16 protein-coding genes are annotated in these 13789 nt (G+C 70.9%); 5 read left to right on the top strand and 11 right to left on the bottom strand.

The features are described 5' to 3' along the window. Positions 1–12: 12 nt before the first annotated feature. Positions 13–609, bottom strand: coding sequence for a Dps family protein (locus tag OC550_RS11930; protein ID WP_262105984.1), 597 nt, complete (start codon positions 607–609; stop codon positions 13–15). A 178-nt stretch (positions 610–787) separates the two neighbouring features. Here OC550_RS11930 and OC550_RS11935 point away from each other — a divergent pair, with 178 nt between their 5' ends. Beyond that, positions 788–1285: a hypothetical protein gene (locus OC550_RS11935; RefSeq protein WP_262105985.1), complete on the top strand. Its 498-nt coding sequence runs from the start codon at positions 788–790 to the stop codon at positions 1283–1285. Positions 1286–1352: 67 nt separating this feature from the next. Here the strand turns inward: OC550_RS11935 and OC550_RS11940 are convergent, their stop codons facing one another. Next, entirely contained in the window at positions 1353–2156 is an 804-nt protein-coding gene (locus tag OC550_RS11940; RefSeq protein WP_262105986.1) for a tryptophan-rich sensory protein, read from the bottom strand. A 138-nt stretch (positions 2157–2294) separates the two neighbouring features. On the opposite strand from OC550_RS11940, the gene OC550_RS11945 reads away from it, so the two are divergent. The 3 genes from OC550_RS11945 to OC550_RS11955 are packed head-to-tail and all read left to right on the top strand — an operon-like array spanning position 2295 to position 6054. Beyond that, positions 2295–3788 carry a deoxyribodipyrimidine photo-lyase gene (locus OC550_RS11945; protein WP_262105987.1) on the top strand — a complete coding sequence of 498 codons (1494 nt, stop codon included), beginning with the start codon at positions 2295–2297 and terminating at the stop codon, positions 3786–3788. Next, the gene (locus OC550_RS11950; RefSeq protein ID WP_262105988.1) at positions 3788–4555 is read left to right on the top strand and encodes a glycosyltransferase family A protein; all 768 of its coding nucleotides are present in this window, start codon (positions 3788–3790) and stop codon (positions 4553–4555) included. Before OC550_RS11945 ends, OC550_RS11950 begins: the two co-directional genes overlap by 1 nt. After that, a complete protein-coding gene (locus tag OC550_RS11955; RefSeq protein WP_262105989.1) occupies positions 4552–6054 on the top strand; it encodes an SDR family oxidoreductase in 1503 nt (500 codons plus the stop codon). Before OC550_RS11950 ends, OC550_RS11955 begins: the two co-directional genes overlap by 4 nt. Here OC550_RS11955 and OC550_RS11960 read toward each other — a convergent pair. From OC550_RS11960 to OC550_RS11985, 6 genes are read right to left on the bottom strand one after another with little or no spacing between them, the layout of a single operon-like run. Beyond that, positions 5997–6881, bottom strand: a complete 885-nt coding sequence (locus OC550_RS11960) for a prenyltransferase (RefSeq protein ID WP_262105990.1) — start codon at positions 6879–6881, stop codon at positions 5997–5999. The two genes, OC550_RS11955 and OC550_RS11960, sit on opposite strands and share 58 nt — an antisense overlap. Beyond that, the gene (locus OC550_RS11965) at positions 6871–7224 is read right to left on the bottom strand and encodes a lycopene cyclase domain-containing protein (RefSeq protein ID WP_262105991.1); all 354 of its coding nucleotides are present in this window, start codon (positions 7222–7224) and stop codon (positions 6871–6873) included. The genes OC550_RS11960 and OC550_RS11965 overlap by 11 nt, the downstream gene beginning before the upstream one ends. Further along, complete coding sequence (locus OC550_RS11970) at positions 7221–7586, bottom strand: lycopene cyclase domain-containing protein (RefSeq protein ID WP_262105992.1); 366 nt, start codon at positions 7584–7586, stop codon at positions 7221–7223. The genes OC550_RS11965 and OC550_RS11970 overlap by 4 nt, the downstream gene beginning before the upstream one ends. Next, the gene (crtI, locus tag OC550_RS11975; RefSeq protein WP_262106334.1) at positions 7586–9181 is read right to left on the bottom strand and encodes a phytoene desaturase family protein; all 1596 of its coding nucleotides are present in this window, start codon (positions 9179–9181) and stop codon (positions 7586–7588) included. The genes OC550_RS11970 and crtI overlap by 1 nt, the downstream gene beginning before the upstream one ends. 50 nt (positions 9182–9231) lie before the next feature. Then, a complete protein-coding gene (locus OC550_RS11980) occupies positions 9232–10182 on the bottom strand; it encodes a squalene/phytoene synthase family protein (RefSeq protein WP_262105993.1) in 951 nt (316 codons plus the stop codon). Further along, complete coding sequence (locus OC550_RS11985) at positions 10182–11270, bottom strand: polyprenyl synthetase family protein (protein ID WP_262105994.1); 1089 nt, start codon at positions 11268–11270, stop codon at positions 10182–10184. The genes OC550_RS11980 and OC550_RS11985 overlap by 1 nt, the downstream gene beginning before the upstream one ends. Before the next feature lie 39 nt (positions 11271–11309). Between OC550_RS11985 and idi the strand changes: the two genes are divergently transcribed. Beyond that, positions 11310–11888, top strand: a complete 579-nt coding sequence (gene idi, locus OC550_RS11990) for an isopentenyl-diphosphate Delta-isomerase (RefSeq protein ID WP_262105995.1) — start codon at positions 11310–11312, stop codon at positions 11886–11888. Here the strand turns inward: idi and OC550_RS11995 are convergent. The 3 genes from OC550_RS11995 to OC550_RS12005 form a co-directional block, all read right to left on the bottom strand. Further along, positions 11840–12439: a MarR family winged helix-turn-helix transcriptional regulator gene (locus tag OC550_RS11995; protein ID WP_262105996.1), complete on the bottom strand. Its 600-nt coding sequence runs from the start codon at positions 12437–12439 to the stop codon at positions 11840–11842. The genes idi and OC550_RS11995 overlap by 49 nt on opposite strands. Before the next feature lie 54 nt (positions 12440–12493). Next, complete coding sequence (locus OC550_RS12000) at positions 12494–12982, bottom strand: DUF3237 family protein (RefSeq protein WP_262105997.1); 489 nt, start codon at positions 12980–12982, stop codon at positions 12494–12496. Between the two features lie 63 nt (positions 12983–13045). Next, the gene (locus OC550_RS12005; RefSeq protein ID WP_262105998.1) at positions 13046–13747 is read right to left on the bottom strand and encodes a FadR/GntR family transcriptional regulator; all 702 of its coding nucleotides are present in this window, start codon (positions 13745–13747) and stop codon (positions 13046–13048) included. Positions 13748–13789: the final 42 nt, after the last annotated feature.

Below are 13789 nucleotides of genomic sequence, written 5' to 3' on the forward strand. Positions count from 1 at the left end.
TTCAGGACAGTACTACTTGGACTTGCCGGACTTATCGGACTTGCTGCCCTTCTCCGTCTTGCCGGCGGCGTCCTTTTCCGTCCTGGCGCCTTCCGACTCCAGCCGGCCCTCGGCGTTTTCGAGGTGCGCGCGGATGAACCACTGGAACAGCTCCAGTTCGGCGGTCTGGCCGATCAGCAGGTCTTCGGTGATCGGATCGATGTCCCCGACTTCCTCGATCGCCTTGCGGTGGTCCTCGACGACGCCGTTGTAGACCAGGTTCAGCGCGGCCAGGTGCTCGGCAGTGCCGGCGCGACCGATCGAGTAGTCGTCCCAAGTGCGCTCGCTGACTAGTGCGCCGGGGAGGCCGTTGGGCGAGACGCCCATGGTGGCCATGCGCTCGGCCACCGCATCGATCATGGCGCGGACCTGCTCGATCTGGGGGTCCAACATCTCGTGGACGCCGATGAAGTCCCGGCCCACGACGTTCCAGTGGGCGTGCTTGAGGGTCAACTGCAGATCGTTCAGGGCATGCAGCCGCATTTGCAGCGTCTCACCGACCTTGTAGCCGTCCTCCAGCTTCAGACCCGGTACCGTAAAGCCTGCCTTCGATCCGTTCTTCCCGGCCATCAAAAACCTCCTTACTTGGCGCTGCCGCTTCTCGGCGCGTTATGTTCCCCAACGTAATCAGCATGCTTAGGGAAGTCCATTCGAACCTCAGACAGTCCGCTCAGCGCGAAACCTACGCCGCCGTCGGATCGCCACGGTTTCCCTCCGTACCGGCCCACCCGATGCTAGATTGCGGAGCATGACGGATGGATTACCCGACGGGCCTGACGCGGCGCACCAGCGGCCGGCCGGACTGGACGACGCGACCGTGGAAGCGCTCGGCAAACTGTCCGAGGCGCTCGAGGTCGTCGAGCACGCGCGCGGTTACCTGTATGGCTTCCACCGGCTGACCGGCAAGGCGGACCTCGACCTGGGCGAGGCCGCCGAACTGCTCCGGAAGGCGGGACATTCGGACCTGGCCGACCGGATCGAGACGGAGCTTGTGGGGCGCAACGTGATCGAGGGCCGGTGGACCTTCCAGATCGTGGAGGATTACGACGACGGCTACTACGCCGCCTTCAAGGAGCTGGAATCGCTCGCGCGGGATGAGCTGGCCGGGGGCCGCCGCCACCTGTTCGAGGCGGAGATGAAAGAAGCGCGCCGGACCCACGGGCGCCGCCACCACGAGGCGAGGCCGCAGCACGAACCGGGGCAGGAAGACGAGGCGGCGCCCCGGAAAGGCCCGCGCGACGGCTGAGCCCGCTGCGCCCGTGGACGAAGCAACGCCACGGCGGGAACCGGGTCCATGTGACAGCTGAGGTCCGCTACGCCGGCAGGGTCCGCCGCCCGCGGAGCAGCCTGAGGACAACCCCCGCAATGAGGACCACGGCGGCGCAGATTCCGGCGGCCACCGCGGTCCCGGGCGAGACCAGTCCGCCGTCCAGCCGGCCCACGCTGATCCAGGCCAGCCCCCAGGACAGGGCCAGCACGGGAGCCAGCCGTCCGCCGCTGCGCCAGGCCGTGGCCACGCCGACGACGGCGGCGGCCACCAGCACTGCGGTCGCAAGAGCCACCGGCATGCCGAAGCCGTCGAAGCCCGCGGCCCCCAGGACGGCGGAGGTGTTGGCGACGATGGCAATGGTGACCCAGCCGAAGTAGAGCCCGAAGGTTCCATCGGTAATGATCGCGTCCGCCGTTCCCTCCGGGCGGACGCGGACCAGCAGCACGAAAATCCGGGCCAGCACCGCCAGCAGCACCACGATCACCGCCAGGCTCAACCCCAGCCAGCCGGCCTGCACCACCCAGATCCACGCGGCGTTCAGCAACATGGCCGCGGCTGCCCACGGCCGCAGGCCCTGCTGCCGCGCGGACCGGCGCTGGGCGGGCAGCAACTGCCAGACCGAGTAGGCCAGCAGGCCCAGATAGATGAGCGACCAGATCCGGAAGGCGCCCTTGGCCGGCGCGAGCGGGGTGGAATCCTCGTTCAGCCAGCCGCCGGCGGCGAACTGGATCGGCGTCCCGCCCAGCGCCCCGCTGCCCAGGAAGGCGCCGATGGTCGCAACGATCCCGCTGACCAGCACCAGCACCGGGATCGCCAACCCGGTCCCGCCCCGTGTTGTGGTCTCCATGGTTCCTCCTCGGTTGGCGGCCCGTTGCCCGGTGTGCTTGACTCGATCATAACCATTTCGATAATCGAGAGATAAGGCCACTGTTCTTCCCGCGGCCAGGCACGGCCGGATCTGCGGGACACCAGGAAGGGGCATCCCATGGCGACGTCGCTGGTGTGGTTCCGCGACGACCTGCGGGTCCGGGACAATCCGGCGCTGCTGGCCGCGGTCGCGGACTCCGCCGCGGTGGCGCTGTACGTCCTGGACGAGGAGAGCGACGGGGTCCGCCCGCTCGGCGGCGCCGCCCGCTGGTGGCTGCACCACGCGCTGGAAGACCTGCGCGGCGAACTGGACGCCCTCGGCATCCCGCTGCTGCTGCGCCGCGGCGCCGCCGCCGGCATCGTGGCCGAGGTCGCGGACGCCTTGGACGCGGAGGCCGTGTACTGGAACCGGCGCTACGGTGGGCCAGAGCGCCAGGTCGATGCCGAGATCAAGGCGAAGGCGGAGGAGGCCGGCCGCCACGCGGAGAGTTTCCAGGCCTCGCTGCTGCACGAACCTTGGCGGATCCAGACCGGCCAAAGCACGCCGTATAAGGTGTTCACGCCGTTCTGGAAGACCGTTTCGGAGCTGGACTTCCGCAGTCCGCTGGATGCGCCGGAACCAACGCAGCGCTTCCGCGGCCGGCTCCCGGAGTCCGAGGAGCTGGACGGCTGGGAGCTGCTGCCACACCGTCCGGACTGGGCCGGCGGCCTGCAGGAGGCCTGGACCCCGGGCGCCGCGGCCGGCCACGAACTGCTGGAGGACTTCGTCGACGGGGCGCTGGCGGACTACCCGCAGGGCCGCGACCGCCCGGCCGTGCGCGGCACGAGCCGCCTCTCCCCCTACCTCCGCTGGGGCCATCTGAGCCCGTTCCAGGTCGGGCACGCGGTCGCCGCCCGGCGCGGCGCCAGGCGTGGCGAGGCCGTCCGTACCTACCTCGGCGAGCTCGGCTGGCGGGAGTTCTGCTGGCACCAGCTCTACCACCAGCCGCTGCTGGCGGAGCGGAACCTGCGTCCGGAATTCGATGCCTTTCCGTGGGAGCGTCCGGGCCGCAGGCGGACCGGGAACGACGGCGGTCCCTCGCCTAGCGCCCGGGATGCGAACGACGGCGGTCCCTCGCCTGCCGCACGGGTCCGCGCCTGGCAGCGGGGCAGGACCGGTGTGCCGCTGGTGGACGCCGGCCAGCGTGAGCTCTGGACTACCGGCTGGATGCACAACCGGGTGCGGATGGTCTCGGCCAGTTTCCTGGTCAAGAACCTCGGCATCGACTGGCGGGTCGGCGAGCAGTGGTTCTGGGACACCCTCGTGGACGCCGACGCGGCGAACAACCCGGCGAGCTGGCAGTGGGTGGCGGGCTCGGGGGCAGACGCGGCGCCGTTCTTCCGGATCTTCAACCCGCTGACCCAGCAGGCCAAATTTGATCCCGAGGCCCGCTACGTCTCGCGCTGGGTGCCGGAGTATGCGAGCCCGGAGTACCCGGAGCCGATCGTGGACGTGAAGGAATCCCGGCAGGCGGCGCTCGAGGCGTACCAGGCGCTGCGCGAGGACAAGTCCCCGGCCCACGACAAGGTCGGGCGTCCGGGCACGGCAGGGCGTCGCGGCAGGGCCGGCTGATGGGCTTCGGCGTCTCCGTGGTGATCCCGTGCCTTAACGACGCGGGACCGCTGGAGGCCTGCCTGCGCTCACTCGCCGACCAGCTGGAGCCGCCGGACGAGGTCATCGTGGTGGACAACGGCTGCACGGACAACAGCGCCGAGGTCGCCCGCAGGTTCGGCGCCCGCGTGGTCGCCGAGCCCGCCCCCGGCATTCCGGCCGCGGCGTCGGCCGGCTACGACGCCGCGGCAGGCCACATCATCGCGCGCTGCGATGCAGACTCCGTCCTGCCGCCGGACTGGACCCGCCGGATCGCCGCCGCGTTCTCCCGCGAGCCCGGCCTCGCGGCCGTGACCGGGAACGGACGCTTCTACGCACTCCCCCGGCCCGCCGCCGTCGTGCTTTCCGCCTTGTACCTGGGCTCCTACTACCTCGCCGCCGGGGCGGCGCTGGGCCACGCGCCGCTGTTCGGTTCCAACATGGCGCTGCGGCGCTCGTGCTGGCTGGAGGTGCGGGACGAGGTGCACCGCTCGGACGCCGGGCTGCATGACGATCTGTGCCTGAGCTTCCACCTCGGGCCGCTGCGGCGGATCCGGCTCGACCCACGGCTGGCGGCCAGCATGTCGCCGCGGGCCATCGCCAGCCGGTCCAGCCTGGTGCTGCGCTTCCGGCGTGCCTTCCACACGTTGTCCGTACACTGGCCGGAGCAGGCGCCGGCGCGGCGCTGGCAGGCCCGCCTTGCCGCCGGCCGCACACTTCCCGCCAATCGAAGGAGACAGTCCGCATGACACAACGGGTACTGGTCACGGGGGCCACCGGCTACATCGGCGGGCGGCTCGTCCCGCGGCTGCTCGAGGCGGGCTACACCGTCCGCGTGCTGGTGCGGTCGCCATCGAAACTCAAGGCCGTTCCCTGGCACGACGACGTGGAAATCGCTGAGGGGGACCTGGGCGATGCGGAGGCCGCGGCGAAGGCCTGCGAGGGCGTGGAGACCGTCTTTTACCTGGTGCACTCGATGGGCTCGGGCGCCGGGTTCGAGCAGAAGGAACTCGCGATGGCCCGGACCGTGGCCGACGCCACCGCGCGCTCCGGGGTGAAGCGGATCGTCTACCTCGGCGGACTGCATCCGGAGGGGGTGGAACTCTCCCGGCACATGCGCTCGCGGACCGCCGTCGGACGCGTGCTGCTGGAAGGCGAGGTGCCCGCGGTGGTGTTCCAGGCCGGCGTCGTGATCGGCTCGGGCTCCGCGTCCTTCGAGATGATCCGGCACCTGACCGAAAACCTGCCGGTGATGCCGGCGCCGAGCTGGGTGCGGCGGAAGATCGAGCCGATCGCCATCAGGGACGTGCTGCACTACCTGGTGCACGCGCCGGCACTGCCGGAGGGGCTGAACCGGACGTTCGACATCGGTTCGCGCGAGGTGCTGACCTACGCCGGCATCATGTACGGCTACGGGCACCAGGCCGGGCTGACGCGGCGCAAGGTCTTTTCGCTGCCGGTCCCGGCGCCCAAGCTGGCGGGCTGGTGGGTGGCGCTGACCACGCCGATCCCGCACTCGATGGCGGTGCCGCTGGTGGAGTCGCTGCAGCATGATGCGGTGGCCGCCGAACACGACATCGACGGCTACATCCCGCAGCCGGACGGCGGGCTCACCGGCTACCGCAAGGCGGTGGAGCTGGCGCTGGGCAAGATGGCCACGGGCGAGGTCGAGACCAGCTGGACCAATGCGTCGCAGGCGCCGCCGTCCGACCCGCTCCCCAGCGACCCGGACTGGGCCGGCCGCACGGTGTTCGTGGACGAGCGCACGCGCAGCACCGACGTGGCTCCTGAACAAGTCTGGCGGGTGATCGAAGGGATCGGCGGGGCCAACGGCTGGTACTCCTGGCCGGCCGCGTGGGCGATCCGCGGCGTGCTGGACAAGCTGGTCGGCGGGGCCGGGCACAACCGCGGCCGCCGGCACGGGGACCGGCTCAGTGTCGGCGAGGCGGTGGACTGGTGGAGGGTGGAGTCCGTGGAAGACTCGCCGGAAGGCAAGGTGCTGCGGCTGCACGCGGAGATGAAGGTTCCCGGCCAGGCCTGGCTGGAGCTCTCGGCGCTGCCCGATGGCACCGGCACCACCTACCGGCAGCGGGCCATCTACTTCCCCACCGGGCTCTCCGGCAAGCTGTACTGGTGGATCGTGCTGCCGTTCCACGGACTGATCTTCCCGTCCATGGCACGCAACATCATTCAGCGTGCGGCCGCGTACCAGAGCAGCAGCATGGTGACGAAGAACCCGGTCACGTAGTTCAGCCAGAGGAACCGCTTCCAGCCGGCATTGCTGGCCTCCGCGCCCGCGTCGGGCACCGACCGGAACGGCCAGATGTTCGCGAGGTACGGCAGCGCCAGCAGGGCGCCCAGCGCGCCCGGCCAGCCGCTGAAGAGCATCAGGACGCCGGCCAGCGCGTAGGCGGCGAGCGCGTACTTGACCGTTGCGGCGGCGCCCAGCACGGTGGCCACGGACCCGACCCCGCCCTGCCGGTCCGCGTTGATGTCCTGCACTGCGCCGAACGCCTGGCTGGCCATGCCCCAGAGGAAGAACGCCCCGAGCACCGCCCACAGCGCGCCGCTGAAGTCCGCGCCGGCGAGCACCAGCCCGAACAGTGCCGGGCTGACGAAGTGGAAGCTCGAGGTCATCGAGTCCACGAATGGCCGCTCCTTGAACCGGAGCCCGGGCGCGCTGTAGGCGACCACGGCGAACAGGCTCAACGCCAGCACCGCCGCGGACAGCCAGGTCCCGGCCGCCAGCAGGTACGCCACGAACGGCAGCGGCACGAGCACGGCGGCCAGCAGCGTGGTCCGGTGCAGCGAGCGGTCCAGCACGGCGCCCTCGGCCCCGCCCTTGCGCGGGTTGAGCACGTCCGACTCGTAGTCGAACACATCGTTGATGCCGTACATCGCGAGGTTGTACGGGATCAGGAAGAACAGCGTGCCGATGATGAGCGGCAGGTCCACCGCGCCGGCGGCGAGCAGGTAGGCGGCCGCAAACGGGTAGGCGGTGTTGACCCACGAGACCGGCCGCGAGGAGACCAGCAGGTTCCGCAGTGTCGAACGGGGTTTGAGGTCACTCTCCATGGGCGTCCTTCCTCCCGGCGGTTGGCCGTCCGGCGGTTGCCCGTCCGGCCGGCAGCAGCGTCCACAGCGCCGGCAGCAGCAGCGCCGCGGCCAGCACGTAGGCAAAGTCCTCCAGCGGCGCGAGCCCGATCCGCCAGCCCGACGTGTGCTCCGCACTGTACGCGAAGAGCCCCGCGGCGATCATGATGTTGTCGAACACCGCCGTCAGCACGCACAGCGCCAGCAGGGTGAGTACGACGGCGGCGCCCGCCTTCCGCGGCCGGCGTGCCTTGACGAGGGCGGCGGCCAGCGCCGCGGCCGCGGCGGCGGCGAGGAAGACGGCGTTGAGCAGCCAGTACGTCATGGGCGCGCCCCCTCGTGCGTCCGTTCCCCGGCGGCATCCGGCAGGAAGGAGCCGGTGGCCAGCCGGCGGGTGAAGAGCAGGTACAGGTTCATGGTCAGGTAGCAGAGGAAGGTCAGGAAGACGGCTTCCTCGAGGGGAAGCTCCGGGGCCAGCAGGAGGCCGGTCATGATGTCCGTCTGCCCGCGGTAGAAGATGCCGAGCGCAATGCCGGACAGGTCCCACGCCAGGAAGAACGCCAGGCCGGCCAGCAGCACCAGGCCCGCACGCAGCGGCGCCGCGCGGAAGAACAGGCGCAGCCGCCAGTCCAGGATGGCCATGCCCGCCAGCGACACGAGCAGCGCGGCCAGGTAGATCAAGCCCATCACCGCAGCCCCGTGCCCGAGGAGGCCGGCAGCGGTTCGGGCAGCGCCGCCGTCGTTATGTCCCCGCGCACGCGCTTGAGCAGGATCTCCGCGCTGATCAGGCACATGGGCAGGCCGATGCCGGGAATGGTGCTGCCGCCGGCATAGAAGAGGCCGTCGACCTTGCGGCTCCTGTTGCTGCCGCGCAGGAAGGCGCTTTGCCGCAGGGTGTGCGCGGGGCCGAGGACGCCGCCCCGCCAGGAGTTGAAGTCGCGGGCGAAGTCGGCCGGGCCGACGGTCCGCCGCACGCGGATCCTGCCGGCGAGGTCCGGGATGCCGGCCCACCGGGAGATCTGGGCGATGACGCGGTCGGCGACTTCCTCGACGTGCCGGTCGCCGCCGCCGTCGATACCGCCGCCGCCCAGCCCGGGGTCGGCAGGGACCGGGACGAGCACGAAGAGGTTTTCCTGGCCCGCGGGGGCCACGGTCGGGTCGGTGGCGCTGGGCCGGCAGATGTAGACGGAGGCGGGGTCCGGAACCCGGGCCTGCTTGCCGAAAATTGCGGCGAAGTTGGCGTCCCAGTCCGAGGTGAACATCAGCGAATGGTGGGCCAGCTCGGGCAGCCGGCCGTCGACGCCGAGCATCAGGAGCACGGCGCCCGGGCCGGGCACGCGGCGGCGCCAGTAACGTTCGGGATAGCTCTGCAGCCCGCGCGGCAGCAGTGTCGTTTCGGTATGGTGCAGGTCCGCCGCTGAGACCACGGCGTCGGCGGCCAGCACGTGCGCCTCGCCGCGGCCGTCCCGGTAGCTGACGCCGAAAGCCCGGGTCCTGGTGCCGGCGCGCTCGGTCAGGATCCGGTCAACCTCGGCGCCGGTGATGATGCGGACGCCGTGGTCCTCGGCGAGCGCGCGGATGGTCCCGATGATCCGGGTGAAGCCGCCCTGCGGGTAGAGCACGCCGTCGTCCAGGTCCAAGTGGCTCATCAGGTGGTACATGCTGGGCGCGAGCTTGGGCGCGGAGCCGAGGAACACCGCCGGGTAGCCGAGGATCTGGCGCAGCCGCGGGTCGGTGACGAAGCGGCCGGCCCAGGCGTCCAGGGACTCGAGCAGCAGCCGGCCCAGCTTCGGCGCGCCGCGCAGCACCTCCTGCGTGAGCAGCGGCCGGAAGGAGGCGAAGGATGTGTAGAGGAAGTACTTCTTGGCCAGGCCGTAGGTCTCCTCGGCGGAATCGAGGTACGCGGACAGCCGGGCCCCGGCGCCGGGTTCCAGCCGCTCGAACAGCTCCTCGTTCAGCCGGCGTTCCCGGCGCAGGTCCACGGCGGGGCTGCCGTCTTCGAAGAACACCCGGTAGCCCGGATCCAGCACGCTCAGGTCCAGCTGCTCGGCGGCGGAGGTGCCCAGCAGGCTGAAGAAATGGTCGAAGACCTCCGGCATCAGGTACCAGGACGGGCCGGTATCGAAGCGGAACCCGTCGCGCTCCCAGCTGCCGGCGCGGCCGCCCACGTCGGCCTGCTTCTCCAGGACGGTGACCCGGTAGCCGTCGCGGGCCAGCAGCGCCGCCGAGGCCAGGCCGGCGATGCCGCCGCCGATGACGGTGATCCGCCCGCCCGGTTCCACGGCCGCGCCGCCGCTGGCCGACCTGCCGAACCGCGGCGCCGCGGGAGGCCTCACCGGTGGCTCCGGAACAGGGCGGCGGCGGGCAAGTGCCGGAGCCGTGCGGCCGGAAGGTGCACGGGTAGCCGCGCCGCCGGGATCTGCTGCTGGTACCAGGCCTTGGCGATCAGCCGCAGCTTGACCTGGTTCGGCACGCGGACCCGCTGGAGCAGCAGGTCCCCGGCCGGGGTGCGCCGCAGCCGCGCGGAGAGCTCGGCGAACAGCGCGTGGACGGCGGCGACGGCGGTGCGGCTGCCCGCGGGCAGCTCCGGCACCACCGCGCGGGCGGCGGCGAGGTCGGCGTCGATCCCGTCCAGCACGGCGTGCTTGTCTGCTTCGGTGAACCCGTCGACGGACACCCCGGGAAAGTAGCTGCGGCCCAGGTCGCGGTAGTCGTCCGCCAGGTCGCGCAGGAAGTTGACCTTCTGGAACGCCGCCCCGAGCCGCCGGGCCCCGGCATCCAGCCTGGCCAGGCGGTCCACGTCCGCCGGCTTGCCCTGCAGGAAGGCGCGCACGCACATCAGCCCGACCACCTCAGCGGAGCCATACACGTACTCGTCGAAGCTGTCGGCGCTGTGCGCGGCGCGCTCCAGGTCCGCCCGCATGGAGGCGAAGAACGGCCTGATCAGGTCCGCGCCGATCCCGGTCCTCTTCGCCGTGATCCCGAAGGCGTGCACCACCAGGTTCGAGCTGTACGCGCCGGCCGCCGCCTCCAGCGCCTCCCGTTCCAGCTTGTCGAGGCACGCGCGGATGGCCTCCGGCGCCGATCCGCAGCCGGCGCTGGCGCCGTCGACGATTTCATCGGCGATCCGCACCAGCGCGTAGATGCTCTCCACGTCCCGCCGGACCGGCTTTTCCAGCAACCGGGTGGCCAGCGAGAAAGAACTCGAGTAGCGGCGGATAACGACGGCGGACGCCTCCTGGGCGACCGCGGCGTATAGTTCCGCTTGGGTCCGGTTATCCATTACCGCCTCCTTTGGACAGCACGTTCGAGCACGCCCTCGAGTTCGGCCACCAGCGCCGCCGGCAGGACGGATTCCGCCAGGGCGGCCCGGGCCCGGGCCGCATAGCACTCGGCCAGGTCCTCGACGTAGTCCCGCGCGCCGCACTGCTCCAGCAGGCGGCGGGCCCGGGCGGCGTCCTGCCGGCTGGGCGTGCCGCCGAGCAGCTCGGCCAGCTGCTCCCATTCCGGGCAGAGCCGCGCGTAGGCGATCAGCGGGGTGCATTTGCCCTCGGCCAGGTCACCGGTGCTCGACTTTCCGGTCACGGCCTCGTCCCCGAACATGCCCAGCAGGTCGTCCACCAGCTGGTAGGCCGTGCCGATGCAGCGCCCCGCGGTCGCCACGGTCCTGAGCGCGTCCGCGGAGGCGCCCGCCATCAGCGCCCCGGCCCGCAGCGGCGCCTCGAAGGAATAGACCGCGGTCTTCAGCCGCGACATCCGCAGGACCTCCTGCAGGGAGGGCTGCTCGCGCGAGCCGGAGAACTCCACGTCCAGCAGCTCGCCGCCGGCCGAGGCGAACACCGCCGAGTCCAGTTCGTCCAGCAGCGTGAGCCGCAGGTCGGCGGCGAGGTCGGCGCCGGCGATGAGCCGATAGGCGCCGGTCAGGGCCAGGTCGCCCGCGATGATGGCGGCGGACTGGCCGCGGTGGGCCGCTTCCTCGAGGCTGGTGCCCTGCCCGGCGGCCCGGGCACGATAGACCCCGGCCAGGTTCGGGACGCCGCGGCGCTTGAAGTCGTGGTCGATCACGTCGTCGTGGAGGACCAGCGCGGTATGCAGCAGCTCGAAGGCGGCCGCGACCGGGGCAGCGGCGGCGGGATCCGGCCCGCCGAGCCCGGTGTAGGCAGCCAGGACAAGGGCGGGCCGCACGCGCTTGCCGCCCTGAGCGGCCGCGTGCAGGGCCCGCCACAGCCCGGCATAGCCGGCCCCCATGCGGGCGGCGCGGTCCTTGCCGTCGCTGAAGAAACGGTCCAGCGTCTCGTCTACGAGCCCGAGCCCATCAAACTCGATTCCTCCGGCTGCCGGAGGGTACTGTCGGGCGATGGGAATCGTCATGGTTCATAGTAAACATGATTATTTCTCGACAATCGAGAGATGGGGGAGGATGACGTGGTGCGAAACGACAGCAGCCTGGAGAGCGTAGAAGAAGTGGTCCTGGTCGACGAGGCCGGCCGGCCGGTCGGGACGGCAGACAAGGCGACCGTGCACGGACCGGCCACTCCCCTGCATCTGGCCTTCTCCTGCCACCTCTTCAACGAGCGCGGCGAATACCTCGCGACCCGGCGGGCGCTGTCCAAGAAGACCTGGCCGGGTGTGTGGACCAACTCCTTCTGCGGCCACCCCGGGCCCGGCGAAGACACCGCGGACGCCGTGCTGCGCCGCGCCCCGCAGGAGCTGGGCGTCGAGGTGGCGGAACTGCGGCTCGCGCTTCCAGACTTCCGCTACCGCGCCACCGACGCCGCCGGGACCGTGGAGAACGAAATCTGCCCGGTCTACGTGGCCCGCCTGCACGGCGACCCGGCCCCGGACCCGGCGGAAGTCGCCGAGTGGAAGTGGGCATCGCCGTCGTTATTGCTGCACGCGGTCAACGCCACCCCGTGGGCCTTCAGCCCGTGGCTGGCGCTTCAGCTGCCGCTGCTGGCCGAGGCCTCGCCCGCACTGTTCTCCGACTGATCCAGTGCGCGCTCCCGCGCCGTGACCATCGCGTCGCGCAGCTCCTCCATGAAGCCCGAGAGCAGCGCCACCTCTTCGGGCGTGTGCCGGGCGACCACCTTCAGCAGCTCATCGACCATCGGCGAGAAAATCTCCGAACCGCGCGACCTCGCGCTGTCCGTCACGTCCAAATGGACCCGACGCCGGTCCTCGCCGCTGCGGGTGCGCACCATGTGCCCAACCTTGCTCAGCCGGTCCACCAGGGCGGTCGTGGCGGCCGAACTGAGCGACAGCTTCTCCCCCAGCACACCGGGCGTGATCGGCAGGCCGGCGCGCCGAGCATCGATCACTGCGGTGAGCGCGTTCAGGTCCGTTCGGTGCATGCCGAATTTGTGGCCCTGCGCCTCGATGTAGCGGTCCGTCTCGGTGGTGAAACTCTGCAGCAGCAGCATCAGCTCGCGGCCACGGTAGTCCACGCCGGGACGGATCTCGCCGGCTTTGAACTCGGCCTGCGGCCCAGCGTGCCGGCCGACGCCGGGGGCAGCCGCGGAGGTACTGGATGAGCTAGGCATAGTGACCATGTTAAGCCTCCGTCTGGCCTTACCGCCCGCCGCAAGCCGACGGGCCTAGTCGACGGCGAAGAACTCCAGCCGTACGGAGTCCGGCGTGCGGACCCCGCTTCCGATAAAGAGCCGGGAATTGACCCAGGCGAACGCGCTGTCCATCGCGGCCGTGATCCGCGGCGCGCAGCGGAAATAGACCAGCGAAGGGTCAACGGTGCCGCCGCTGACCATCCGCGCCAGGTCCTCGGGACGCCCTGCCCGGAGCGCCTTGTTGTCGACGAAGAGCCGCGTGCCGTCCCCGGTTTCGATCACATATGTGGCCGTGAGGTAGGCCGTGTCTGCCGAGGGATACAGCTGGAAATCGGCGCCGGCGTCCAGCACCCGGCCCGACCAGCCGTTTCCGGCAACGCTTCCCCCGCGGATCGGAACCACGCGGCGCCGGCCGTCGATGGTCTGGCCGAGGTCCAGGGCCTCGCCCACCTCCACGGTCACGGACGCGAAGTGGGTCAGGGTCGGCTGGGGCACGGCGCCGGCCATCTGGTCTCCCGTCATTGCGGTGGCTGCTGTCTTTGCTGTCGCTGTCGCCTCTGCTGTCGATCGTGCCGGCGCCGACGGCTACTTGAGCAGGGCAACATCTGAAACCAGTTCGATGTGGGCCTGCATGGCGCGGGCCGCCACGTCCGCCTCGCCGGCACGAATGGCGTCGGCGATCCGGCGGTGCGACGCCAGGGACTGCTCCGGCCGGCCCGGCTGCCCGAGCGATTCCAGCCGGGTCTCGAGCACCATCTCGGCGATGAACGTCATCATCTGGGCCAGCACCGGCGAATGGGCCGCCTCCGTGACCGCCCGGTGGAACAGCTCATCGCCGTGCGCGCCGCGGTCTCCCGCCGAAATTTCCTGTTCCATGGCGGACAGGGCGCCATCGATCGCGTCAAGGTCCGCCGGTGTCCGGCGCGACGCGGCCAGCTCGGCCAGCTTGACCTCCAGGGCGCTGCGGGCCTCCACGATCTCCGGCAGCCGGTTCCGGTGCTCCTGCAGCTCCTTGACGAGCTTGGCCACGCTGGGCCGGTAGACCAGCACGGCACCTGTCCCGTGCTGGACGTCGATCACGCCGAGCACTTCGAGGGCCACCAGCGCCTGCGCCAGCGTCGCGCGGGAAACGCCGAGGCTGTCCGCGAGCTCCCGCTCAGGCGGCAGGTGGTCACCCGGACCGAGCTGGGCGTCCTCGACGTACTCCAGGATCTGCTTCATGAGCTGTTCATAGAGCCGCTGGCGCGAAACCCGCGCCAGCGGTCGTGCCGCTTTCTTCTCCGCCACGCTGCAGTTCCTTTCGGGTCAAAGGCCTTCTGACGAACTTTA

Origin of the sequence: Arthrobacter sp. Marseille-P9274 (assembly GCF_946892675.1) — a bacterium.
In the GTDB taxonomy this organism is placed as follows: domain Bacteria; phylum Actinomycetota; class Actinomycetes; order Actinomycetales; family Micrococcaceae; genus Crystallibacter.